This window comes from Corynebacterium sp. HMSC074H12 (assembly GCF_001813755.1).
Taxonomy (GTDB): Bacteria; Actinomycetota; Actinomycetes; order Mycobacteriales; family Mycobacteriaceae; genus Corynebacterium; species Corynebacterium hiratae.
On sequence record NZ_KV813947.1, the window covers coordinates 1 to 23,276 of the forward strand.

A 23,276-nucleotide genomic window follows, 5' to 3' on the forward strand; every position below is an offset into this window, starting at 1 on the left:
ACGCCACGCGATGCTCGTCGTTATCCAGGTTGTACTCCCAGATAGCGTGCTCCGGGCGGTAGGCCTCGAATCCGGGCTCGCCTGTGCGCACAAAATCCTGCAGCCACTGGGCTAGCGGCGTCCTGCCGAAGAGCGGACGCAGCTCCTCGCAGTGCAGGGCCGGGCCCGAGGATCGGGTAAATTCCACCATCCAGGTCTTCCCCGGAGCCTTCTCCGCCACCTCGGCCGCCCACCGGCGAATGATGGAATCTCCCACCATCCGGCCCATCGGGCGCTCCTTGTCCATGTGCTGCGCCACCTGATACCAGGGTGTGAAGCCGTTGCGGGGAAAGCCGAAGCGCGGCGCCGCATAGCGCAGGATGAGGGCACGGAAAGGGGAGCGGTCGACCTTCTGCGTGGCTGGGATGTTGTAGAACTCGTCGCGGGTGCTGGCGAGGATGAGGGGGACGTCGGCAAGCTGCCCACACTCCAGCGGGGTGGGGCCCAGCGCCATATCGAGGCTGTACTTCTTGCGGAACTTGGCGTAGCCGGCGGCGAGCTCCTCCTGGCTCATCGCCGCCAGGGAGGAACGCGTGATGGGCTTTTTCATCACCTGGCGCAGAGTGGCACTGCGCTCCTCGAAGCTCTCTCGCGGGAAACCAGGGGACAGAGCTAGCGCCCGCCGAAACGCCCCGCGGTAGTGATCGCGCCGGCACAGCCACAGCACGGCGTTGGCGCCGGCGGACTGCCCCAGGATGGTCACGTTGGTGGGATCGCCGCCGAATGCCTCAATGTTGTTCTGGATCCATTCCAACCCCAGCTGCAGGTCCTCGATGGCGCGGTAGCGGTCGGGCTCGTCATCACGAAAACGGGCAAGCCCCGGCAGCCCAACGCGATAGCCCAGTTGCACGTGGACGATGCCCGCCTGTGCGGTCGGCGTGCCCTCCGCGCGGGGATCCTCGTGGGAACCGTGCTCATAGCGGCCGCCGTGGATATAGACCAACGTCGGCGCCAGGGACGTCGCGCGGCTGCCGGGCGCGGGGGCGGTGATGGTCAGCGCGGTCTTCTCCGGGTGCGGGGTGCGCGCATCCTGGTCACGTGGCGGTGCGGGTTCGGGGTTCTCAAAATCCCCGGGGATGTGGGAGTACTCGATGGAATGGAAATGGGCCACGTCCTCATCGAGGTAGCCGGTGATGGTGCCCGCGGGGCAGGTGACGGTGAAAGGTGCACGGCTCATGCACAACAGGCTACCCTGAGGGCATGGAATGGCTCGTGCAGGCGCCGGTGTGGGTGCAAATGGCGGTGCTCGCCGTCACGGCGGTGCCGGCCGCAACCGTCATGGGGTGGCTCCTGATGTGGGCAATCGACCGGGTGTATTCGTGGCTTGTGCCCGTGACTAGGATGAAGAACCATGACTCCCGATGATCACCGCGAAGGCCTGTGGGACCCCGAGCGCTCCGAACACGTCCACCGCAAGCGGGCACTGCCTAAATCCCGAGTGAGCGTGACCCTGTGGCTGATGATCGCGCTCATCGTCGTGGTGGCAGTGGTGGGCGTCGTCCTTTAAAGGGACGACGCTTTAGCGCTCGTGCCCTGGCCTCTTGGCGGCTTGGGCGAGGCGCTGGTAGAGCTCCTGCTTCGGTAGATCCTCCAAGAGGACGGGATCGCCGGCGGTATTGCACAGCGGGATACACCAGTTGGGGTACTGGTCCTTCGTCGTTCCCGGCTGGTTCTGCGCGCGCACGTCACCGACCATATCCACCACGTTGGTCACCGTCAGTGCCGAGGGAGTTCCCGCAACATAGCGGTGCAGGGCAACCAACACGTCCTCTTCGTTCTTGCGGTTCTCCAACATGCCATAGGCCTGCAGATTATCCTTGACCTCTTCCTGCCACGCGCGGTCCTCGGCCTCTTCTTCCGCCACCGGGCGGGTCAACAGACCCAGGCGGGCGCGCAGTGCGATGTGGTCACCGCGCAGGAAGGCGAGCGTTGGCGGCAGATCGTGCGTGCCCACCGAGGACATCGCCATGTGGCGGTACTGATCCTGCGGGCGCGGGGTGGGGCCTTCGTTGGCGTGCTCAAACCAGATGATCGTGGTGCCGAGTACTCCCATATCCTGCAGGGCGTTCTGGACCCAGGGTTCCAGGGTGCCCAGGTCCTCGCCGACGAGGACCGCGCCGGCGCGTTCGGCCTCGAGCGCGAGGATGCCGAGCATCGCTTCCCAGTCATAGGTCACGTAGGTGCCGTTGAGCGGGGTGGACTGGCGCGGGATCCAGTACAAGCGGAAAAGGCCCAGCACGTGGTCGACGCGCAGACCGCCGGCGTTGCCCAGCATCGTGCGCAGCAAATCACGCCACGGCTCGTAGCCGGCTTCTGCCAGCCGGACCGGGTGCCACGGCGGCTGCGACCAGTCCTGGCCCTGCTGGTTATAGTCATCCGGCGGAGCACCCACCGAGCACTGGGGAGCCAGGTACTCGGAGAGGTTGACGGCATCGGCACCCGCGGGGTGGATGCCCACGGCCATATCGGTGATGAGGCCGATGCTCATGCCGGCGTCGAGCGCGCGGCGCTGGGCGGCATCCAGCTGCTCATCGCAGAGGAACTGCAGCCAGGAATAGAACTCGGCTAAGTCGTTGACGTCGAGGCTCAGCGCGTGGCGGCGACCACTGTGGCGCGAGAGTTCAGTCTCTGCACACCACAGCGCGAAATTGCGCAGGCCGCGGCCCTCGCGGCGCTGGTACTCGCTGAAGGCGGTGCGGCGCTCCGGGGTCATTCCCTGGTTGAAGAGCTCCTGCAGCACCTGCAGCTTGGCCTCGAAGATGGAATCGCGGTCGATCTCTTCGGCAGACCGGTTGCGCTCGCGGAACTCGGCGGCGAGCTCGGCGACGTCCTCCTGAAGCTCCGGGCTGAGCTGTTTCAGCTCCGGAATATCCTCGATGCGGATGTAAATCGGGTTGATGAAACGCCGCGTGGTGGGCAGGTAGGGCGAATCCTCCACAGGCGGGATTGGCTCGCCCGCGTGCAGCGGGTTGATAAGGAGGAAGTCATAATCCGGAGCCAGTACCTCCGCGAGCTCGGCTAGATCTCCGAAATCGCCCATGCCCCAGGACTTCTCGGAGCGCACCGAATACAACTGCGCCATCGCGCCCGCGGCGGGGCGCTCGAGGAAGCGATCTGCTGTGCTCAGATGGTTCGGCACGACGATGAGCGGGCATTCGTGCTCGCCGATACCCGGCGAGGACAAGTGCAGCTTGTGAAAACCTAAGGGCAGGTCCCCGGGAACGTGGAAGCCGGCCTCGCCCCACATGGTGCCGGCGACGTCGGCAGCCGGGGCGTCGTTCGGATCCTGGTAAGTCGGCCGCGTCTCGCCGTTTTCCAGCTCGATGGTGACGGTGACGGGGTCGCCGTCGTGGACGTGGACGACGAAAGACTTTTCGGCACCTTCGCGGGCCACCACGCACGGCGGCAGCGGGCGGGAGGCGCGCTCGAGATAATCCTCGAACAGGGCTTGGGTTAGCTCCCCATCGTCCGGACGGTCGGAGATAGAGACGCCGAGTGCGCGCAGCGTATAGGTAATTGTTTCCTCGCTGACGTACACGGGCTGTCCGTTCTGGGCGGTGTACTCGCAGGCCACGCCGTGGCGTTGGGCAAGTTCTTGAAGCAGATCACGGGTAGTCACATCCCCCAATTGTGCCACGCCCTCCCCGCGCGCGGGAGAAATCCGGTTGGTAGAGTGGGCTGGAATTTAATTTTTGTGGGAAAGGACACAACTGTGACTTTGAATGAAGCGCATACGAAAGCGGAGTTCGAGATCAAAGACGGGGAGACCTGCCTTACCGCCATGATGGCTACGGCACACGCCCGCCCACATGGCGTGCTGTTTACCCGCCCCGCGAACTACGAGTGGGTCAACGTCACCGCCAAGGAATTTGTGGAGGAAGTCTACGCGGTGGCCAAGGGCCTCATCGCTTTCGGCGTGGAGCAGGGAGACCGCGTGGCTCTTATTTCCACCACCCGCTATGAATGGTCCCTGCTGGACTACGCCATCTGGGCGGCCGGTGCTATCTCCGTTCCGGTGTACCCGTCTTCATCGATGTCACAGGTCCAGTGGATTATCGAGGACTCCGGCGCCATCCTCGCCATCACGGAAACCCGCGAGCACTCCGAGCTGGTCAAGCACCTGAAGCTGCAGGAGGATGGCACCCCGCAGCTGCACGGCTCGCCCTCCCAGCTGCGCCGCGTCCTAGAGATCAACTCTTCGGCCATCGATACGCTGAAGTTTGAAGGCCGCGATGTCAGCGACGACACCGTCGACCAGCGCATCGAAGCCACGAACACCGATGACGTCGCCTCGCTGGTGTACACCTCTGGCACCACCGGTCGCCCCAAGGGCTGCATGCTCACCCACCGCAACTGGCTGGCAGAAGCTCGCGGCCTGCTGACCAACCCCATTGGCGCCATCGCCGTGCCGGGTTCCCACGTCCTGACCTTCCTGCCCTTGGCACACGTCTTTAGCCGTGCAGTGTCGCTGGCGGTCACCATCGGCGGTGCCTCCCAGAACCACTGGTCCGATTTTGGCACCATCACCATCGAATTCGCGCGCTCCCGCCCGAACCTGATCCTGGGTGTGCCGCGCGTGTTTGAGAAGGTACGCAACGGAGCCTCCGCCAAGGCCCACGGTTCTTCTGCAATCAAGGGCGCCATTTTCGACCGCGCGGAGAAGGTCGCTATCGAGTATTCGAAGGCGCTGGATACTCCGGAGGGCCCCAACCGGGTGCTCAAGGCCAAGCGCAAGGCCTATGACAAGCTGGTCTACTCCGCTATTAGGCAGGCCATGGGCGGCGAAGTCAAGTACTGCATCTCCGGTGGTTCGGCCATCTCGCAGGACTTGCTGCACTGGTACCGCGGCATCGGCGTGACCATCTACGAGGGCTATGGCCTGACGGAGACCGCAGCGGCTGCCGCCGTGGACTTCGTGGACCAGTCCATCGGTACCGTTGGTCCACCACTGGGCGGAACGACGATGCGCATTAACGACGACGGCGAGATCCTGATCAAGGGCGATATCGTCTTCAAGGGCTACTGGCAGAACGAGGAAGCCACCGAGAACTCCCTGCAGGACGGCTGGTACAACACCGGCGACCTGGGTGAAATCGATGAGGACGGCAAGCTCGTTATCACCGGCCGCAAGAAGGACCTCATCGTCACCGCCGGCGGCAAGAACGTCTCGCCGGGGCCGATGGAAGATATCCTGCGCTCCCACCCGCTGATTTCCCAGGCCATGGTGGTCGGCGACGGCAAGCCCTTCATCGGCGTCTTGCTCACCCTCGATGAGGACGCGCTCAAGCGCTGGAAGGCCGATCACAACATTTCCGCGACCAAGGGCATGCGTGAGGTGGCAGCGGATCCGGCACTGCGCGCGGATATCCAGGACGCCATCAACCAGGTCAACGCTACGGTCTCCCACGCCGAGGGCATCAAGAAGTTCGTCATCCTCGACCAGGACCTCACCGAGGAAAGCAACGAGCTCACCCCCACGATGAAGGTGAAGCGCTATGTCGTTGCGCAGCGCTACGCAGCGGATATCGAGCGCCTCTACGCCGGCAAAAAATAAGGCTGGATGGAGTCTGTGAATTCCTTCGGAGTGTCGCGCAGACCCACGGGAGAATCTCTAATAGAGTCAGCGGGGTCAGAAAAACTCTAAACCTCAACTAGAGGTTCTCGCGGAAAGGGCAGCCTATGCACAAAATCGCAGCCGAGCTGCGCCACCGTGAGCTGACCCAAGAAATCTATAACATCGGCGACGAAGTCGTTGACTACATTGAGCACCTCATCGAGGCCATTGAGGACTGGGATGATGAACTCTCCCTCGACTGCTTGGCTGAGCTGGGGGACATCGTCGAGGACGCCCGCGTGGATTCCGGGCGTTGTGTCGGCGAGCTCATCGGCCTGCGCCACGCACTGGTCTCCGGGCTGAAGTCCGGCACTATCTCCGCTGCTTCCTCCGGCGACAATGATGTCGAGGAGCCGAAACAGCTCACCGCACGCGCACTCGCTGAGGGCCTGCCCATCTCCGGCCCGCCCGTTGTGGTTTCGGAGCTGGCAGAAACCCTGCGCGGCCGCACCGCCGCGGTGGCTGCCTACCTGCGCGAGCTGGTGGAGTACGTGCTGGCGCAAACCGACGCCGTGGCCCGCAACCTCGACGTGGTCTCCCTGCCGAACCTGTACAAGCGCGCCGGCGAGTCCGCGCTCATCGCAGTGCAGGCCTGGCGCCACACCGTCGTCGAGGCGCACCCCGCATTCGTGCGCACCATGCGGGGGCATAACCCGCCGCCCTTCTTGGAGGAGCGCGCGCGTATCGACGCCGTTGTTGCCCGTGTGCGCGCCAAGCGCCAGAAGAAGGCCGCCACGACCGCATAGTCGCCGCATCACAGACTTCCTTGTTGCCAACACACAAGGATTACCTAAGAAGAGCGCCGCCGAGATTCCCTCTCTCGGCGGCGCTCTTCGTTGCTTAGTGTGCTAGGCCTGGCTATGCGCCACGCCTAGCTTCGTGTTCCCCCGTCTAGCTTCGTGCACCACGCTTAGCTTCGCTTAGCTTCGTGTAGCACGCCTAGCGCGTAAGCGCTAGGCCCCCGGGTTCTTGGCAGCCGGCGCGGCCTGGTCCAGCTGCTCCGTAATCTGCGGCCACAGCTGTCCCATGATGTCATCCCAGGTGAGGATCCACACCGTCTTGTCCTTGGTGGGCTTGCCCACGACGACGAGCTGCTCGTTGCGGGCGCGCATCTGGTCCAGAGTCTTCTGCACGGTGGAGGAGGAGCCCACCGCCAGTGCGGGGCGGGAGAAATCCAGCACCGGAGTTTCCGGGTCCGCCAACAGGGTGTCGCGCACATGGACGATGCGGGGGATGCGCGAGGTACGCGGGTAGACCAGCACGCGCATGATGGACTTGCGTACTACGAGCTCGTGGAGCTCGGCCACGGTGGCATCGGAGGACAGCGGCAGGATTTCCGAGCCATGCTCGCGCGCCAACTGGGCCGCGGTGGAGGCTTCCAGCTCGATGACGCCGGTGATCTGGTTGGCGGAGTCGTCGTCAAGCGTGCCCGTCAGGCGCGAGTGCTCGACCAGGTGGCGCAGGGTCTCCGCGTCATATCCGGCCGCACCAGCGCGGTCGACGGGCTCCTCGCCGGCCATCGTCACCAGCTTGTTGGCCATCTTGTTGATCCAGAGCAGCAGCGGACGGAAGAGCCAGATGAAACCGCGGGCGGGCACCGCAATGAGCTGTAGGGCGGTCTCCGGGTGAGCAATGGCCCAGGACTTCGGCGCCATCTCACCGATGACCAGGTGCAGGAAGGTCACGACGAACAGCGCCAGCAGGAAGGAGATGACGTCAGCAACGCCCAGCGGCAGGCCAAGGGCCTCCAGTGGGGTCATCAGCAGGTGATGGACCCAGGGTTTGGTCACCGCACCGAGGACGAAGGTCGCGGCGGTAATGCCCAGCTGGGCGCCGGCCAGCATGACGGTCAGCTCATTGAGCGAGCGCAGGCCCGCACGCGAAGCCGCCGAGGATTCCGCAGTCTCCTCCAAGCGGTTGCGGCGCGCACCCATGAGGGAGAACTCGATGACCACGAAGAAGGCGGAGGCGGCGATGATGAGCAGAGTGATAAGGAGGTTGAACCACCAGGTATCAGTCATTAGTCATCTTCTCCTTCCGGGAATTCCTCTACCAGCTCTAGGGCTAGGACGGAGGGGACGTGGCGGTCGATTTCCTCGACGCGCACGTTGAGTGTGCGGGTGGGGGCCTCGTCGCCGTCGACCCAGTCGTCCGGTTCGGCCTCGAGCTCGATGGAAAGCTCCTCGCCCTCCTCCGGTAGCGTGCCGGAGTGCGCGATGAGAAGACCAGCGACGGTTTCGAAATCGCCTTCTGGGAGGTCGTGGCCGATGGCGCGCTCGATCTCGTCGATGGGCGTGTCACCGTCGACGATCCAGTGGGTGTCGTCCTGTTCGGTGATCTCCTCGGTTTCTTCGAGATCGTGTTCATCGGTGACATCGCCGAGGATTTCCTCGGCCAAGTCCTCCATGGTCACAATGCCAACGAAGCCGCCGTACTCGTCGATAACGCAGGCGAGTTTTTCGTCGGCGTCGCGAAGCTCGGTGACGACGTCGGGAAGCGGCATGAGCTCCGGCACCACCACGGGGTTCTTCATGATCTCGCGGGCCGGGGTGGCCAGGGGCAGCTCACTGCCCAGCACGTCGTAGAGGTGCACCACGCCGATGGGATTATGTTCATCGTCGATGATGGGGTAGCGCGTGTGGTTCTCCGACATCATCTCGCGCACCTCACCGATGGTGGTCTCCGGCTCGATGACGTCAACGCGCGAGCGCGGGATCATGGCGTGGCCCACGTCGTGCTCGGGGAAGTCGAGGAGGCGGTCGAGCACCAAGTAGGTGTCCTCATCCAAATCGCCCGCCTCGTGGGAGGCATCCACGATGGACTCTAGGTCATCGGTGGTGGCGGAAGAATCAACGTCCTCCACCGGCTCGATGCCAAAGACCTTGAGGATGGCGTTGGAGGAGTACTCGAAGAAGTGGATGAGCCAGCCGAAAATCTTGAGGTACCACATGGTCGACGCGGACAGCCACAGCGCTGACTTCATGGGTGCTGCGATGGTGTAGTTCTTTGGGAAGAGCTCGGCGAAGAGCATGGTGAGAACCGTCGATATCGCCAGTGCTGCCACGGTGCCTACCGCGACGGATACACCCGTTGGCACGCCCACGCCGCCGAGCAGCTGGCCCAAGCCTTGGCCCACGAGGGGCTCGGCCACATAACCAATGAGCAAGCCCGTGATCGTAATACCCAGCTGCGCGCCGGAGAGCATGAAGGAGGTTCTCTGTGTAATTTTCAGGGCACGTTGTGCCGCGGCATCCCCCGCCGCTGCTTGCTGCCGCAGCTGTGTGCGGTCCACCGACATGAAGGCGAATTCCTGCGCCACGAAGTAGGCGTTGGCCACGATAATGAGAGCGATGACGGCGAAACCCGCCACAATCATCAGGATGGCAGATAACACGGCTTACCCCACCGCCTTAAGGAGGCGGCGGGGACATCGACTCGGAGGTTCCACTTAAAAGAGGCCTTTCTTCACTATCGGGGTTGCAAATCTGCACTATAGACTACCGCTTTAACGGCGCTGTCGGATACTTTGTTCCCATGGATCCCTTTGGTCTCTACATTCACGTTCCTTTCTGTGCCTCCCGCTGCGGTTACTGCGACTTCAACACCTATACCCCGGGTGAGCTGGGAGGGGATCTGACCAGCGATTATCTGGCTGCGCTGGAGAAGGAACTGGAGATGGCGGCGGCGCAGGTGGGGCGCGAGGCCGAAACGGTTTTTATCGGTGGCGGTACGCCGAGTCTGCTGGGTGCTGAGGGGCTGGGCCGTGTCTTGTCGAAGGTCCGCGATACCTTTGGCCTCGCCCCGGGCGCGGAGGTCACCACGGAATCCAACCCGGAATCCACCTCGCCGGAGTACTTCGCCGGGCTTCTCGACGCCGGCTTCACCCGCCTCTCCCTGGGCATGCAATCCGCCTCCCCAGGGGTGCTTGCCGTGTTGGAGCGAGCCCACACGCCGGGCCGCGCCTTCGATGCTGCGCGCGAAGCCATCGCCGCGGGCTTCGAGCACGTCAACTTGGACATGATTTATGGCACGCCGACAGAAGAAGATGCGGATGTGGCCCTGACCTTGGAGCGTGCCTTGGAGACCGGGGTGGATCACATCAGCGCGTATTCGCTCATCGTGGAAGATGGCACGCGTATGGCCCGCAAGGTATCGAAGGGTCTGCTTCCGGCCCCGGATGAGGACGTGCTGGCCCGGCGCTATGAGATGATCTCCTCCACGCTCGAAGCCGAGGGTTTCGAGTGGTATGAGGTGTCCAACTGGGCCAAGCCGGGCGGGGAGTGCCAGCACAACCGCATCTACTGGATGGACGGCAATTGGTGGGGCGCGGGCCCGGGCGCGCATTCGCACCTGGGCAACGAGCGCTTCTTCAACGTGAAGAACCCGCGGACTTACATCAAGGCCGTCGGCGAGGGGGAGCTGCCCATCAAGGAGCGCGAGCAGCTCAGCGCCGCCGACCGCCACACCGAGCGCATCATGCTGGGCCTGCGCCTGCGCGAGGGCATCCCGGCGTCCTGGCTCGCGCCGGCCGCCGAGCCCGTGGCCGCGCGCTTTATTGAGCGCGGCCTGCTCGAGCTTTGTGACGGCCGCCTCCGCGTGACCAAGGCGGGCCGCCTGCTCGCGGATGGCATCATCACCGACCTCCTCGTCGCTGAAGACACCGCCGAAGACACAGCCCACTAGCGGCTTGTCCCGTCTGCGGGCCGACCTCCAAGTCCGAACAGCTGGCTGATTAGCGGCCTGCATCGATGCTCGAAGATGGTTCCAGTGGAAAGGCTCCAGTCATAAGGTTTGTTTGGGGGCAAACAAACCTTCCTTAGGCTGCTAAAAGGTTCGTTTGGGCACAGGTAAACCGTATGACCCGAACCATTTGAGTAGAACCATTTGTGTAGTTCAACCGCGAAGCTGCGAGGAGGTGATTAGGGTTATGCCTCTGGGAAAGTGATGTGGCCTGAAGATATTCATTGCTCCTACCATGCTCAAAATGGTCCTTCTAGTTTGGTCCCATTAATTTGGTCCCTTTACGGCGAAAAGGGACCATCTATCACAGGAAATTCGCCCGCAGATGGTCTCTTTGCTCTCAAAAGAGACCAGACTAAAGGGACCATCAGCATTCGAGCTACCTGGAAGCGCATGATGGACGCTTCTAAGAGCGCACTTTGGAACCTGCGGGAAGCTGCGGCGGACTGGCAGCGCGCCTAGGAAGATTGGCACCAGCTTCCACACTTGCCTGCCAGAACGGATAGCCTTAAAGACATGTCTAGCTCCACCGATGCCCGCCGCCAAGAAGTCCTGCGCGCCATCGTCGCGGACTACATCGCCTCGCAATCGCCGGTCGGCTCCAAGGCCCTGCTCGAGCGCTACCAGCTGGGCGTGTCCTCGGCGACGATTCGCAATGACATGGCCGTGCTCGAAGCCGAAGGCCTCATCGCCCAAGAACACGCCAGCTCCGGGCGCGTGCCCACGCAGAAGGGCTACCGCCAGTTCGTCGACACGCTCCACGACGTCAAGCCGCTCTCCAAGGCCGAGCGCCGCGCCATGCTCACCTTCCTCGAAGGCGGCGTCGATTTGGAAGACGTCCTGCGCCGTTCGGTCCAGCTGCTGGCCCAGGTGACCAAGCAAGCTGCCGTGGTGCAGATGCCCAACCTCAAAGTCTCCCGCGTCAAGCACTGCGAGGTCGTAGCTTTGTCACCGGTGCGCCTGCTGCTGGTGCTGATTACGGATAATGGGCGCGTCGATCAGCGCAATGTGGAGCTCGATGACGTCATCGACCCCGAGCAGACCCACCGCCTGCGCGATATCCTCAACACCGCCCTGGAGGGTAAGACGCTCACCGATGCCTCGGCGGAGTTGGCCGCGCTTGTCGACGACTCCCCAGCCGACATCCGCCCCCACCTCCTCAAAGCAGCCACCACGCTGATTGAGACCCTCGTCGAACAGCCCTCCGATCGCCTGATTATGGCGGGCACCTCTAACCTCACCCGCGTGGCCCTGCCCGAGGGCCTGCCCTCTATCATCGAGGCTCTTGAAGAGCAGGTCGTGGTGCTGAAGTTGCTGGCCCGCGTGCCGGACCTAGGCAACGTATCGGTCTCTATTGGCGAGGAAAACGAAGCCGATGAGCTGCGCCAAACCTCCGTCGTGGCCACGCGCTATGGTTTCGGCACCGGCTCGGAGGCCGCAGCACTCGGCGGGCTCGGTGTGGTGGGTCCGACGTATATGGACTACTCGGGAACAATCTCCAAGGTCTCTGCCGTTGCACGCTATGTGAGTGAAATCTTGGCGGGCGAGTAAGCTGGCCCGTCGGATTAGATTTAGTATCAACGAGATATAGAAGGATGACAGTACGTGGCTCGTGACTACTACGGCATTCTTGGTGTAGAAAAGTCGGCGTCCGACGCCGAGATTAAGAAGGCCTACCGCAAGCTGGCGCGCAAGTACCACCCGGACGTCAACCCGGGCGATGAGGAGGCCGCGGAGAAGTTCCGCGAGGCTTCCCTTGCGCAGGAGGTTCTGCTGGATTCGCAGAAGCGTCGGGTTGTGGACATGGGTGGTGACCCCATGGAGGAGCGCGCGGCCCAGGGCGGCGGCTTTGGTGGTTTCGGTGGCGGCGGCCTCGGCGATATCTTCGCCGAGTTCTTCGGCGGGGGAGCAGCCTCCCGCGGCCCGCGTTCCCGCGTGCAGCCGGGCGATGATGCGCTCCTGCGCACCACCATTACCCTCGAGGAGGCCTATAGCGGCGTTAAGCAGCAGGTCAAGGTGGATACCGCTGTGGTTTGTGACCGCTGTGAGGGAACCGGTTCTGAGTCCAAGTCCAAGCCGGTGACCTGTGATCACTGCGGCGGCATGGGCCAGGTCCAAGAGGTCCAGCGCAGCATGTTGGGCAACATGATGACCACCCGCGATTGCCCGAAGTGCTACGGCTTCGGCGAAGTAGTCACCGATCCTTGTGGCCACTGCGGCGGTGATGGCCGCGTGCGCAAGCGTCGCGATATTACGGTGAATATCCCCGCCGGCATTGGTGATGGCATGCGCATCCGCATGGCGTCCCAAGGCGAGGTCGGCCACGGCGGCGGCCCCGCTGGCGACCTGTACGTTGAGGTGCACACCGAGCCGCACCCCGTCTTCGAGCGCAACGCCGATGACCTGCACCTGACCGTGCGCGTGCCCATGGTGGATGCCGCGCTGGGTGCTTCGTGCACCGTCGAGCAGCTCGACGGCGAGGAGCTCACCATCGATATCGCGCCGGGCACCCAGCCGGGCGAGTCCATCACCCTCCAAGGAAAGGGCATGCCGCGCCTGCGCACCGACGGCTTTGGCAACCTCCACGCCCACGTGGATGTTGTTGTCCCGACTGACCTGGATAAGAAGACCCGCGAGGCACTGGAGAAGGTGCGTGACGCCGGCCACGGCGGCACCGAGGTGCACCACGCCGGGGATGACCAGGGCGAGTCCCTCTTTAGCCGCTTCCGCGATAAGTTCCGCCGCTAATGTCTCTGCCCGTCTTCCTCCACCCGGACCTGTCCCACGCTGAGGTCGGCCAGCCCGTGGGCCTCGATGGTGCGGAGGGCCGCCACGCGGTCACCGTTAAGCGCATGACCCCGGGCGAGAGCCTGGTGCTTATCGACGGGTCTGGGCGCCGCGCTACCGCCACCATCACTGATACGCAGGGCAAGGACACGCTAGCCGCGCTTGTCGACGACCTCGCGATCCTCCCCGAACCCTCCCCGAGGGTGGTCGTGGTCCAGGCTATCCCCAAGTCTGAGCGCGCCGAACTCGCCGTCGACCTGGCCACCCAGGCCGGGGCGGATGAGATCATCGCCTGGCAGGCAGACCGCTGCGTGTCCAAGTGGGATGCCAAGAAGGCCCCGAAGGCGCTAGCCAAGTGGGAATCTGCGGCCGTGGCGGCCGCCAAGCAATCGCGCCGTGCGCGCGTGCCCGCCGTGCGTGGCCCGCTGACTACCCGCCAGCTGTGCCAGGAAATCTCCGGTGCTCGCGCGCTGGTCCTCCACGAGGACGCCGAGGCTCGGCTCAAGGACCTTGCTGACCTCGACTCCGCCGAGACCATCTACCTGCTGGTGGGCCCGGAGGGCGGCATCGGCGCGGAGGAACTAGCCCGCCTACAGGACGCCGGTGCGACGGCGATCAAGTTGGGGCCGGAGGTGTTGCGGACGGCGTCGGCAAGCATGGTGGCGTTGGCCAGCATCGGCACCCTGACCGCGCGCTGGTAGCCTTTTTAGCGTGCCTATTATCACCACCAAGTTTGATCTCGATTCCGCCTACCTCGCCACGGTGCTCGGTCCGGCGGACGATAACCTGCGCGTTTTGGGCAACCTCGTGGGCGTGGACCTGTTCGCTCGCGGCACCACAGTCACCGCCGCCGGCCCAGACTATGAGGTGGCCCGCGCACGCAAGGTCTTAGAGGAGCTCGAGGCGATTGCCCGCCGTGGGCATCCGGTGAGCACCGATACCGTTAAGCACACTCTGGACCTTGTCACGGTGGATGCTCCCGCTTCCGTGTCTGAGACGCTCGCGGCTGATATTGTCTCGCGCCGCGGTAAGGCCGTGCGGCCGAAGACTCTTGGGCAGTCGCGCTATGTGCAGGCCATCGATGAGAACACGATTGTCTTCGGTATCGGTCCGGCCGGTACCGGTAAGACCTACTTGGCGGTGGCGAAAGCGGTGCAGGCCCTGCGCGCCAAGCAGGTCAGCCGCATTATCTTGACCCGCCCGGCCGTGGAAGCGGGGGAGAAGCTGGGCTTTCTGCCTGGCACTTTGAACGACAAGATTGACCCCTACCTGCGCCCGTTATACGACGCTTTGCGGGACATGATCGATCCGGAGATGATTCCAAAGCTCATGGAGGCCGGGATCATTGAGGTCGCACCCCTGGCCTATATGCGTGGCCGCACGCTCAACGATGCCTTCGTCATCCTTGACGAGGCCCAAAACACCACACCGGCGCAGATGAAGATGTTCCTGACTCGTTTGGGATTTGGCTCGACCATCGTGGTAACCGGCGATATTTCCCAGGTGGACTTGCCCGGTGGTCAGGTCTCGGGTCTGCGCCTGGTGCGCCGCATCCTGAAGGATGTGCCGGATATCCACTTCGCGGAGCTGGGCTCTGCTGATGTGGTGCGCCACCAGCTGGTCGGGCGCATCGTGGAGGCCTACGATAACTTTGCTGAGCAGGAGGAGAAGAAATGAGCATCGAGTTTATTAACGAGTCCGGTTATGACGGCGTCAACGAGGAGATGCTGATCGACGTCTGCTCCTACGCCCTCGGCCGCCTCGATGTGAATCCGGATGCCGAGTGCACGATTACTGCGGTGGATCTGGATACCATCGCGGAGCTGCATGTGCGCTGGATGGACCTGGAGGGTCCGACCGACGTGATGAGCTTCCCCATGGATGAGCTCACCCCGGGTGCTACCGCTGGCCGCCCCGACGCGGTGGAGGCCGGACCTGCGATGCTGGGCGATATCGTGCTCTGCCCGGAGTTTGCCCAGCGCCAGGCCACGGCCGCCGGCCACTCACTGGGCCACGAGTTGGCTCTGCTCACCGTGCACGGTTGCCTGCACCTGCTGGGCTATGACCACACGACTGCGGCGGAGGAAAAGGAAATGTTCGGCCTGCAGAATGAGCTGCTGGCGGACTGGTACGAGGACCTGGCAGCACGCGGCGTGAGCTACCAGCCCAAGCCCTCGGGCCCGAAGGCCTTCCCGGATGCCGCCGAGCGCGCCGAGCTGGACAAGGAAGTCCCCGGCGGCGGAATCTAAAGCGACTCGGCAAGGGTTTAGCGCCACTCCTGACACGGCCACGCTAAAACAGTTTCTTTGCTTAAATGAGGCCAATCGTTGAGGTGCTGCGTGGGGCGTAGCACAATAGGGGATTATGAACATCCTCTCCATTCAGTCCCACGTCACCTTCGGCCACGTGGGCAACTCCGCAGCAGTCTTTCCACTTCAGCGCGCTGGCCATGAGGTGTGGCCGATTCACACGGTGAACTTCTCCAACCACACCGGTTATGGCGATTGGGGCGGGCCGATGATCCCGGCGGAAGAGGTCACGGCGATTGTGGATGGCATCGAAAAGCGCGGCGCCTTCCCGCGTATCGATGCGATCCTGTCTGGCTACCAGGGCGGCCCGGACATCGCCGGCGCCATCGTGGATGCCGTGAACCGCATCAAGGCTGTGAACCCGAGTGCCCTTTACGCCTGCGACCCGGTGATGGGCAACGCCAAGTCCGGCTGCTTCGTCTCCGATGAAATCCCGCCGCTGCTGCGCGATAAGGTCGTTCCGGTCGCGGACATCATCACTCCGAACCAGTTTGAGCTGGGCTACCTGACGGACTCCGAGGTCGGCACCTTGGAGCAGACCCTCGCCGCGGTGAAGCGCGCTCAGGAGATCGGACCGAAGACTGTGCTGGTGACCTCGGTGCAGCGCCCGGAGACCAGCGAGGACGAGATTGAGATGCTCGCCGTTGATGGCGAGCGCGCCTTCCTGGTCACTACCCCCAAGCTGCCGTTCAAGCGCAACGGCTCGGGCGATGTCACGGCCTCGCTTTTCACCGGCCACTACGTGGAGACGCATGATGCGAAGGAAGCGCTCAAGCGCACCGCGTCTTCCGTCTTCGACTTGCTGCAGAACACCTACGAGGCGGATTCCCAGGAGCTGCTACTCATCGAGTCGCAGGATGCCTTCGCTCACCCGCAGCTGCAGTTCCAGGTCGAGGAGCTCTAGCTTTCACGCCTCTTTCGCTGCCCGCGCGCCTTTGCAGCCTTGGGCTCTGTCTGGTTCTCTTGGTCTCGCGCATCAGCCTGAGTCTTGGTCTTGCTTGGTCTCGCGCGCCAGTCTGATCCTTGGCCCGCACAAGGCGTCCGGCAAATGGCATCCCGCAGAAGGCATCTGTCAGAAGGCGTTTTCAGGAGTGAAAACGCCTTTTGCGGCGTCCAGATGGCGTTTTTGCTACCAAAGACGCCTTTCGGAAGATGCCGTTTGCAAGATGCCATGTGGCGCAAGCTTTTTCGCAGTCAACATGCGGCGGATAACCTCGCGCCACCAACCTTCACCCGCACCTCGTTGCTGCTTTCGCGGCCCACCTTCAACGATGTCGTTTCCAGCTATAAGGTTCTACTCAAACGGTTCGGGTCAGAAGGTTCTCTTGGGGGTAAACAAACCTTCTGGAGGCCTCTAGATGGTTCGTTTGGGGGCAAAGAAACCTTATGACTAGAACCGTCTGACTGGAACCCTCTGCAGGGCGGATAAACTCCGCGAAAGTGCAGAAGGTCCCTTTAGTCTGGTCCCTTCGCACACTAAAGGGACCATTTAGCACGCGAAAACCGGCACCAGATGGTCCCTTTGCACAGAGAAGGGACCAGAGTAGAAGGACCAAACTACAAGGACCATCTGCCGGTGCATCGGCAGGAAGCTCTCGGGGCCGCACGTCGAGAGTCAGAGCAGGGCCATACAGGAAGAACGGGACTCGGCAGCTCGTGCGTTATGATATGAGGCAATATGAGCACTGATTTCGATGCCGCCTTCGCCGACCTGCCAGCCGAGGGCGAAGCCAACGCCGCCGACTACTCGCAATACACCGACACGCCTGAGGGCTTCCGCTCCGGCTTCGTGTCCTTCGTCGGCCGCCCCAACACCGGCAAGTCCACCCTGACCAACGCCCTGGTGGGGCAGAAGATCGCCATCACGGCTGACCAACCCGAGACCACCCGCCACCCCATCCGCGGCCTGGTCCACCGCGAGGACGCGCAGATCGTCCTCGTCGACACGCCCGGCCTGCACCGCCCGCGCACTCTGCTCGGCGAGCGCCTCAACGAGGTCGTCAAAGACACCTATGCCGACGTCGACGTCATCGGCCTGACCATCCCCGCGGATGAGAAGATTGGCCCTGGCGACCGCTGGATCCTGGAGAACGTCCGCAAGGTCGCCCCGAAAACCCCCATCATCGGCATCGTCACCAAGCTGGACAAAGCCTCCAAGGACCAGGTTGGCGCCCAGCTGCTCGCCCTGCATGAGCTGCTCGCCGAAGAGAACCCCGATGCCGTGGTCATCCCAGTTTCCGCCACCGAGCGCGTGCAGCTGGATGAGCTGACCCAGGTCATCGTGGACCACCTGCCCGAAGGCCCCAAGTTCTACCCGGACGACCATGTCACCGACGAAGACCAGTCCAAGCGCATCGCCGAGCTCATCCGCGAGTCCGCGCTCTCCGGCCTGAAGTACGAGCTGCCGCACTCGGTCGCCGTCGAGGTCGACGAAATCCTGCCCAGCCAGGAACGCCCCGACGTCCTCAACGTCCACGCCATCCTCTACCTGGAGCGCCCTGGCCAAAAGCGCATCATCGAGGGCAAAGATGGCCGCCGCTTCCGCCGCATCGTGGGCACCGCCCGCAAGGAAATCATCCAGCTGCTGGGCCAGAACGTCTACCTTGACCTGCGCATTAAGGTTTTGAAGAACTGGCAATCGGACCCGAAGGCGCTGGGCCGCCTGGGCTTCTAAGAGCTGGCGAGCTTCTACATGCGCGAGAATTTCCGCGACCGCGCCCTCGTCATCCGCACCTATGATTTCGGCGAGGCAGATCGCATCATCGTGCTCTTGACCCGCTACCACGGCCTCGTGCGCGGGGTGGCCAAGGGTGTTCGCCGCGCCAAATCGCGCTTCGGCTCGCGCCTGCAGCTCTTTGTCAACCTCGACGTGCAGCTGTATCCCGGCCGCAACCTCTACACCATCTCCCAAGCCGATACCGTTGACTACTTCGGCGCGCGCATCATCGAGGACTACGAGCGCTACACCGCCGCCTGCGCCGCCCTCGAATCCGCCGAGCGCCTCGCCGCCGCCGATGCCCCCGGGGACCCCTACCTCTACGATGCCTGCGTCGATATCCTCAACCAACTCCAGCACGGAGATCCGCTCATGCTTCTCGACGCATTCCTCCTCAAAGCCATGTCCCACGCCGGCTGGGCACCCAGCCTTTTCGATTGCGCCCAGTGCCAAAGGCCCGGCCCCCACCACGCCTTCCACCCGGCCGTGGGCGGAGCTGCCTGCCACCAATGCCGCCCGCCGGGAGCCGCCGAGGTGGACCCGGAAACCCTGCACCACATGTGGCTTATCGCTCACGATCACCCCAGCCAGCCGACGAACGCCCAAGCCCAAGAGGCCCATCGCCTCACCCGCGCGCACCTGCAATGGCACCTTGAGCGAAGCGTTGGCGCGCTGGGCATCATGGAACAGTAGACTGTAATCCGTGATTACGCCTGACCCGAACCGAGTCCTTCATCCGCCCGCTATCCCGCAGGAGTTCCTGCCGCGCCACATCGCGCTGGTCATGGACGGTAACGGCCGCTGGGCAGAGGAGCGCGGCATGAAGCGCACCGAAGGTCACCGCCGCGGGGAAGCAGTGCTTCTCGACGTCGTCGATGCCTGCCTCGCCCTCGGCGTTCCCTACCTTTCCGCTTATGCCTTCTCCACCGAGAATTGGCGCCGCAGCGCGGAGGAAGTCCGCTTCCTCATGGGCTTTAACCGCGACGTGCTGCGCCGCCAGCGCCATTGGCTCAACGAGAGGGGAGTGCGCGTGGTCTGGGCCGGCCGCCGCCCGCGCCTGTGGCGCTCTGTGATCAAGGAGCTTGAGGCCGCAGAGGAGCTGACTAAGGACAACACCAAGATGACCCTGGTGATGTGCGTGAATTACGGTGGTCGCGCCGAGCTTGTCGACGGCATCCGGAAACTCGCCGAGCAAGTCTCCCGCGGCGAGCTGGACCCGCGCTCCATCAATGAGAAGACGGTCAGCTCGGTGATGTATGACCCCGATATGCCAGACGTGGATCTGTTCTTGCGCCCCTCCGGCGAGAAGCGCACCTCCAACTTCCTGCTGTGGCAGTCGGCTTACGCAGAGATGATTTACCAGGACAAGCTCTTCCCGGATTTCACTCCGGAAGACTTGTTCGCCGCGGTGGAGGAGTACGCGCGGCGTGACCGCCGCTTCGGCGGCGTCAAGTAGCGCGCGAGCTGTGTAGTGCTGTCAAGGGGGATGAAGATATCCTCGATGTGGCAGGAAAAGTGGCGTGTCTAAGACGCCGCGCGGCACTCGGCGCAGATGCCGAAGATTTCGGCATCGTGCCCGGTGAGCTCGAAGTCGTGCTCCTTGGCTACCGAGGAGGCCCACTCTTCAATCGGGCCGCCATCGATTTCTTCGGTGCGGCCGCATTTGGTGCACACCAAGTGGTGGTGGTGCGCATCGCTCTCGCAATGGCGGTAGAGGGTCTCGCCGGAGGGCATGTGGAGCGCGTCGACGGCTTCAATCTCCGAAAGTGATTGGAGCGTGCGGTAGACGGTGGTGAGGCCGACTTTCTGGTTACCGTCGATAAGCGCCTGGTGAATGTCCTTGGCGGAGACGAACTTGTCGAGACTGCGCAGGACCTCAACGACGGCGGTGCGCTGGCGGGTATTGCGAGCGCCGAGTTTGGGAATACTGTCGTGGATGGCCATGGGGCTTAGTTTATCAACACACTTCCATTAAGAGGTGGCCAGTGAGGCGTCGCGAAGCAAAGGCAGCACCTTAGGGGCCACCAAAGAGTAACGGACTTCACGGCCGGTGCGTTCACTGTCGACGATGTTCGCGCGCTTGAGAACCCGCAGGTGCTGGCTGATAAGCGGCTGCGATTTGCCGGTCGCGGCGACCAGCTCGTGGACGTAGTGGTCGCGCTCGGAGAGGCGCTGAATGATATCGATGCGCAATGGTGAATCCAAAGCGCTAATCACGGTGGCAGCCGCCGCCAGATCAAAGGAAAGGGTGTCAGTCTGGGTGTTGGTCACGCCATTCACCTTCAGTCATATCTATTGATGGAGAGTTAAAAAGAGAGCTATCGGTACTATAGCCGAAGAATGCGGAAATGTGTATAAAATGCACCACACTTTTGGGGTGAAGGCACGCGGCGATGAGGGGCACGCTAGACTAGGCCGCACTGTATAAAGACTGTCCCCTACCAGAGGAGTCCCATTAGCTATGGCATCCGTCATTGATACCGTCGTCAGCCTGTGTAAGCGCCGCGGCTTGGTCTACCAGGCAGGTGAAATTTATGGCGGTTCCCGCTCTGCGTGGGACTACGGCCCGCTTGGCGTCGAGCTCAAGGAAAACATCAAGCGCCAGTGGTGGCGCCACATGGTGCAGTCCCGCGATGACGTCGTGGGCGTCGATACGTCCGTGATCCAGCCACGCCAGGTGTGGGTGTCCTCCGGCCACGTTGAGGTTTTCACCGACCCGCTGGTGGAGTCCAAGCACACCGGTAAGCGCTACCGCGCGGACCACCTGATCGAGGCCTACGAGGAAAAGCACGGCCACGAGCCGGCCAACGGCCTGGCTGACATCAACGATCCGGAGACCGGCCAGCCGGGTGACTGGACCGAGCCGAAGGCCTTCTCCGGTTTGCTCAAAACCTTCCTGGGCCCCGTCGACGATGAGCAGGGTCTGCACTACCTGCGCCCGGAGACCGCGCAGGGCATCTTCGTGAACTTCAAGAACGTGATGACCTCGGCGCGTATGAAGCCGCCGTTCGGTATCGCGAACATCGGTAAGTCCTTCCGCAACGAGATCACCCCGGGTAACTTCATTTTCCGCACCCGTGAGTTCGAGCAGATGGAGATGGAGTTCTTCGTCAAGCCGGGCGAGGACGAAGAGTGGCACCAGTACTGGATCGACGACCGCTTCAACTGGTACATCGACCTGGGTATTAAGGAAGAGAACCTGCGCCTCTACGAGCACCCGCAGGAGAAGCTCTCCCACTACTCCAAGCGCACCGTGGACGTGGAATACGCCTATAACTTCAAGGGCTCCAAGTGGGGCGAGCTGGAAGGCGTGGCCAACCGTACGGACTACGACCTTTCCGTGCACACCAAGGGCTCGGGCGAGGACCTGTCCTACTTTGACCAGGAGGCCGGCGAGCGCTGGACCCCGTACGTCATTGAGCCGGCTGCCGGCCTGGGTCGCGCCATGATGGCCTTCCTTATCGACGCCTACGACGAAGAGGAAGCCCCGAACGCCAAGGGCGGCACCGATAAGCGGGTGGTGCTGCGCCTGGACCGCCGTCTGGCGCCGGTCAAGGTGGCCGTGCTGCCGCTGTCGAAGAAGGAAGAGCTGTCCACCCCGGCCCGCGAGCTGGCCAACAAGCTGCGCGCCAACTGGAACGTGGAGTTCGATGTCTCTGGCGCCATCGGCCGCCGCTACCGCCGCCAGGACGAGATTGGTACGCCGTTCTGCGTGACCTATGACTTCGACACCCTCGAGGACAACGCGGTCACCGTGCGTGAGCGTGACTCCATGGAGCAGGAGCGCGTCAAGCTCGACGAGCTTGAGGCTTACCTGGCCGCTCGCCTGGCTGGCTGCTAATGCATTACACCAGCTGGGACCGCAGTGACCGCCAGAACCCGGTCCTCCTCGTGGGGGAGGGGCCGGCGTCGTTGGGCATGTTCCAGGAACGCTCGGCAGATGTGGAAGGCGAGCACTGGCGCTTAGGCCTCGATGACCTGGGCGCGTCGGTGACCTTGGAAGATGACCGCGTCTACCGCCTGGCGGGCAACCCCAAGCGCGATAAGCGTTTGGAGGCCTCGCTGGATGGGCGCACCTTTGCCTTCATCAACGAGGCCGGCGGGGACTGGATTGTGGAGGACCACGAGGGGCTGAAAATCGCCCAGTTCTCCTCCAAGAACTCTGGTGTGCGCAAGGCCATTCTCGAATTTGAGGGCGAGGAGAGCGATGATTCCGATGATCTCAGCCATTCGGAAATTGCTGCGTTGAGCTGGTTTACGCGCGTCATTTTGGAGGCCCGGACGCAGAAGACCGCGATCCCGATCATCGCGACGCTGCTGCTCATGACCATCGTCGCCATCATCGCGGTGCTTCTCTGATGCAGCGTTGGGTGTGGCGCGACGGGGCGTTGGTGGATGGCGCGGGCGAGGTCATCGCCCGCGTGAACCCGACAGGCCTGCTGCTGCCCGAGACGGGCATTACCATCGCCTTCGAACACACCCCGGGCGCTCGCCGCTTTACTGTGCGCGGGCCCGACTTTTCGGCGAAACAAACCAGCTTTACGGTCAACAAGCTGCGCGCGATCTGCCAGGGCCGCGAGTACCTGCTTGAGCGCACGAATCCATTCCGCCGCGAGCGCCGCATTCTCGCTCTGTCTGGCCCCGCTGCCGAGGTTGCCCGCACCACCCCGCGGGGCCGCGACCTCGAAGTTGCGGTGGGCGAGCTCCCCCTCACGGACGCCGCCTTCACCAGCTACTGTTGCCTGCTTCTCGACGGCTCCATCCGCCCCTTCCGCACCTAAGCCCACCTTCCGCGGTGCCGCCCATTTGTGCACCGAACCCCTACTTCGCACTGCTGCCCGTCAAAGCCCACTTCGCTTTCTTGCTGCCTGCCTGCTCGGCGCACGTCCCCTTCTTGCTTCCTGCCTGCTAGGCCGTGCTTTCCGCTCTCTCACAGATGGTCCTTCTGGTTTGGTCCCTCCACTCTGGTCCCTTATGAGTGCAAAGGGACCATGTGGCGCAGCTTTTCGCCTGATAGATGGTCCCTTTACTAGGCAAAGGGACCAGAATAAAGGCACCAAACTAAAGGGAC

The 23,276-nt window shown here is 63.2% G+C and carries 23 protein-coding genes; 17 read left to right on the top strand and 6 right to left on the bottom strand.

Annotated elements, in window-relative coordinates:
- A partial coding sequence (locus HMPREF2932_RS12285; protein ID WP_071410255.1) for a carboxylesterase family protein occupies positions 1-1,216 on the bottom strand: 1,216 nt, incomplete at its 3' end.
- A gap of 174 nt (positions 1,217-1,390) precedes the next feature.
- Here HMPREF2932_RS12285 and HMPREF2932_RS13640 point away from each other — a divergent pair.
- Positions 1,391-1,546 (top strand): hypothetical protein, encoded by a 156-nt coding sequence (locus HMPREF2932_RS13640; protein WP_168162657.1) that lies wholly within the window; start codon positions 1,391-1,393, stop codon positions 1,544-1,546.
- Positions 1,547-1,558: 12 nt separating this feature from the next.
- Here HMPREF2932_RS13640 and malQ read toward each other — a convergent pair whose 3' ends face one another.
- Positions 1,559-3,658: a 4-alpha-glucanotransferase gene (gene malQ, locus HMPREF2932_RS12290; RefSeq protein WP_246818678.1), complete on the bottom strand. Its 2,100-nt coding sequence runs from the start codon at positions 3,656-3,658 to the stop codon at positions 1,559-1,561.
- A 93-nt stretch (positions 3,659-3,751) separates the two neighbouring features.
- On the opposite strand from malQ, the gene HMPREF2932_RS12295 reads away from it, so the two are divergent.
- Positions 3,752-5,593 carry an AMP-dependent synthetase/ligase gene (locus HMPREF2932_RS12295; RefSeq protein ID WP_071410257.1) on the top strand — a complete coding sequence of 614 codons (1,842 nt, stop codon included), beginning with the start codon at positions 3,752-3,754 and terminating at the stop codon, positions 5,591-5,593.
- A 125-nt stretch (positions 5,594-5,718) separates the two neighbouring features.
- On the top strand, positions 5,719-6,399 hold the full coding sequence (locus tag HMPREF2932_RS12300) for a hypothetical protein (RefSeq protein ID WP_070513599.1): 681 nt from the start codon (positions 5,719-5,721) through the stop codon (positions 6,397-6,399).
- 207 nt (positions 6,400-6,606) lie between these two features.
- On the opposite strand, the gene HMPREF2932_RS12305 is transcribed toward HMPREF2932_RS12300, so the two are convergent.
- Positions 6,607-7,674 carry a CNNM domain-containing protein gene (locus HMPREF2932_RS12305; protein ID WP_071410258.1) on the bottom strand — a complete coding sequence of 356 codons (1,068 nt, stop codon included), beginning with the start codon at positions 7,672-7,674 and terminating at the stop codon, positions 6,607-6,609.
- On the bottom strand, positions 7,674-9,047 hold the full coding sequence (locus HMPREF2932_RS12310) for a hemolysin family protein (RefSeq protein WP_071410259.1): 1,374 nt from the start codon (positions 9,045-9,047) through the stop codon (positions 7,674-7,676). Before HMPREF2932_RS12310 ends, HMPREF2932_RS12305 begins: the two co-directional genes overlap by 1 nt.
- A gap of 140 nt (positions 9,048-9,187) precedes the next feature.
- On the opposite strand from HMPREF2932_RS12310, the gene hemW reads away from it, so the two are divergent.
- The 11 genes from hemW (at position 9,188) to HMPREF2932_RS12360 (ending at position 19,661) form a co-directional block, all read left to right on the top strand.
- Positions 9,188-10,336, top strand: a complete 1,149-nt coding sequence (gene hemW, locus HMPREF2932_RS12315; protein ID WP_071410260.1) for a radical SAM family heme chaperone HemW — start codon at positions 9,188-9,190, stop codon at positions 10,334-10,336.
- A gap of 573 nt (positions 10,337-10,909) precedes the next feature.
- Positions 10,910-11,944: a heat-inducible transcriptional repressor HrcA gene (gene hrcA / locus HMPREF2932_RS12320; protein ID WP_046649033.1), complete on the top strand. Its 1,035-nt coding sequence runs from the start codon at positions 10,910-10,912 to the stop codon at positions 11,942-11,944.
- Positions 11,945-11,998: 54 nt separating this feature from the next.
- Positions 11,999-13,141, top strand: a complete 1,143-nt coding sequence (dnaJ, locus tag HMPREF2932_RS12325; RefSeq protein ID WP_070519590.1) for a molecular chaperone DnaJ — start codon at positions 11,999-12,001, stop codon at positions 13,139-13,141.
- On the top strand, positions 13,141-13,881 hold the full coding sequence (locus HMPREF2932_RS12330; RefSeq protein WP_071410261.1) for a 16S rRNA (uracil(1498)-N(3))-methyltransferase: 741 nt from the start codon (positions 13,141-13,143) through the stop codon (positions 13,879-13,881). The genes dnaJ and HMPREF2932_RS12330 overlap by 1 nt, the downstream gene beginning before the upstream one ends.
- A 10-nt stretch (positions 13,882-13,891) precedes the next feature.
- The gene (locus tag HMPREF2932_RS12335; RefSeq protein ID WP_070545435.1) at positions 13,892-14,857 is read left to right on the top strand and encodes a PhoH family protein; all 966 of its coding nucleotides are present in this window, start codon (positions 13,892-13,894) and stop codon (positions 14,855-14,857) included.
- The gene (gene ybeY, locus HMPREF2932_RS12340; RefSeq protein ID WP_046649037.1) at positions 14,854-15,429 is read left to right on the top strand and encodes an rRNA maturation RNase YbeY; all 576 of its coding nucleotides are present in this window, start codon (positions 14,854-14,856) and stop codon (positions 15,427-15,429) included. Before HMPREF2932_RS12335 ends, ybeY begins: the two co-directional genes overlap by 4 nt.
- Positions 15,430-15,544: 115 nt before the next feature.
- Positions 15,545-16,393 carry a pyridoxal kinase PdxY gene (gene pdxY / locus HMPREF2932_RS12345; protein WP_070545433.1) on the top strand — a complete coding sequence of 283 codons (849 nt, stop codon included), beginning with the start codon at positions 15,545-15,547 and terminating at the stop codon, positions 16,391-16,393.
- Between the two features lie 144 nt (positions 16,394-16,537).
- Entirely contained in the window at positions 16,538-16,879 is a 342-nt protein-coding gene (locus HMPREF2932_RS13500; RefSeq protein ID WP_141756313.1) for a hypothetical protein, read from the top strand.
- A gap of 288 nt (positions 16,880-17,167) precedes the next feature.
- Positions 17,168-18,163, top strand: coding sequence for a GTPase Era (gene era / locus HMPREF2932_RS12350; RefSeq protein ID WP_046649038.1), 996 nt, complete (start codon positions 17,168-17,170; stop codon positions 18,161-18,163).
- 18 nt (positions 18,164-18,181) lie between these two features.
- The gene (gene recO, locus HMPREF2932_RS12355; protein ID WP_046649039.1) at positions 18,182-18,898 is read left to right on the top strand and encodes a DNA repair protein RecO; all 717 of its coding nucleotides are present in this window, start codon (positions 18,182-18,184) and stop codon (positions 18,896-18,898) included.
- 10 nt (positions 18,899-18,908) lie between these two features.
- Positions 18,909-19,661 (top strand): isoprenyl transferase, encoded by a 753-nt coding sequence (locus HMPREF2932_RS12360; protein WP_070545430.1) that lies wholly within the window; start codon positions 18,909-18,911, stop codon positions 19,659-19,661.
- Between the two features lie 68 nt (positions 19,662-19,729).
- Here the strand turns inward: HMPREF2932_RS12360 and HMPREF2932_RS12365 are convergent, their stop codons facing one another.
- Together HMPREF2932_RS12365 and HMPREF2932_RS12370 are read right to left on the bottom strand one after the other, a co-directional pair.
- Entirely contained in the window at positions 19,730-20,149 is a 420-nt protein-coding gene (locus tag HMPREF2932_RS12365) for a Fur family transcriptional regulator (protein WP_070545429.1), read from the bottom strand.
- A 27-nt stretch (positions 20,150-20,176) separates the two neighbouring features.
- Entirely contained in the window at positions 20,177-20,476 is a 300-nt protein-coding gene (locus HMPREF2932_RS12370; RefSeq protein ID WP_070519606.1) for an ArsR/SmtB family transcription factor, read from the bottom strand.
- 190 nt (positions 20,477-20,666) lie between these two features.
- On the opposite strand from HMPREF2932_RS12370, the gene HMPREF2932_RS12375 reads away from it, so the two are divergent.
- From HMPREF2932_RS12375 to HMPREF2932_RS12385, 3 genes are read left to right on the top strand one after another with little or no spacing between them, the layout of a single operon-like run.
- Positions 20,667-22,046 (top strand): glycine--tRNA ligase, encoded by a 1,380-nt coding sequence (locus HMPREF2932_RS12375; protein ID WP_070519608.1) that lies wholly within the window; start codon positions 20,667-20,669, stop codon positions 22,044-22,046.
- Complete coding sequence (locus tag HMPREF2932_RS12380) at positions 22,046-22,564, top strand: hypothetical protein (protein ID WP_070754450.1); 519 nt, start codon at positions 22,046-22,048, stop codon at positions 22,562-22,564. Before HMPREF2932_RS12375 ends, HMPREF2932_RS12380 begins: the two co-directional genes overlap by 1 nt.
- Positions 22,564-22,986 (top strand): hypothetical protein, encoded by a 423-nt coding sequence (locus HMPREF2932_RS12385; protein WP_071410262.1) that lies wholly within the window; start codon positions 22,564-22,566, stop codon positions 22,984-22,986. The genes HMPREF2932_RS12380 and HMPREF2932_RS12385 overlap by 1 nt, the downstream gene beginning before the upstream one ends.
- The last annotated feature ends 290 nt before the right edge of the window (positions 22,987-23,276 follow it).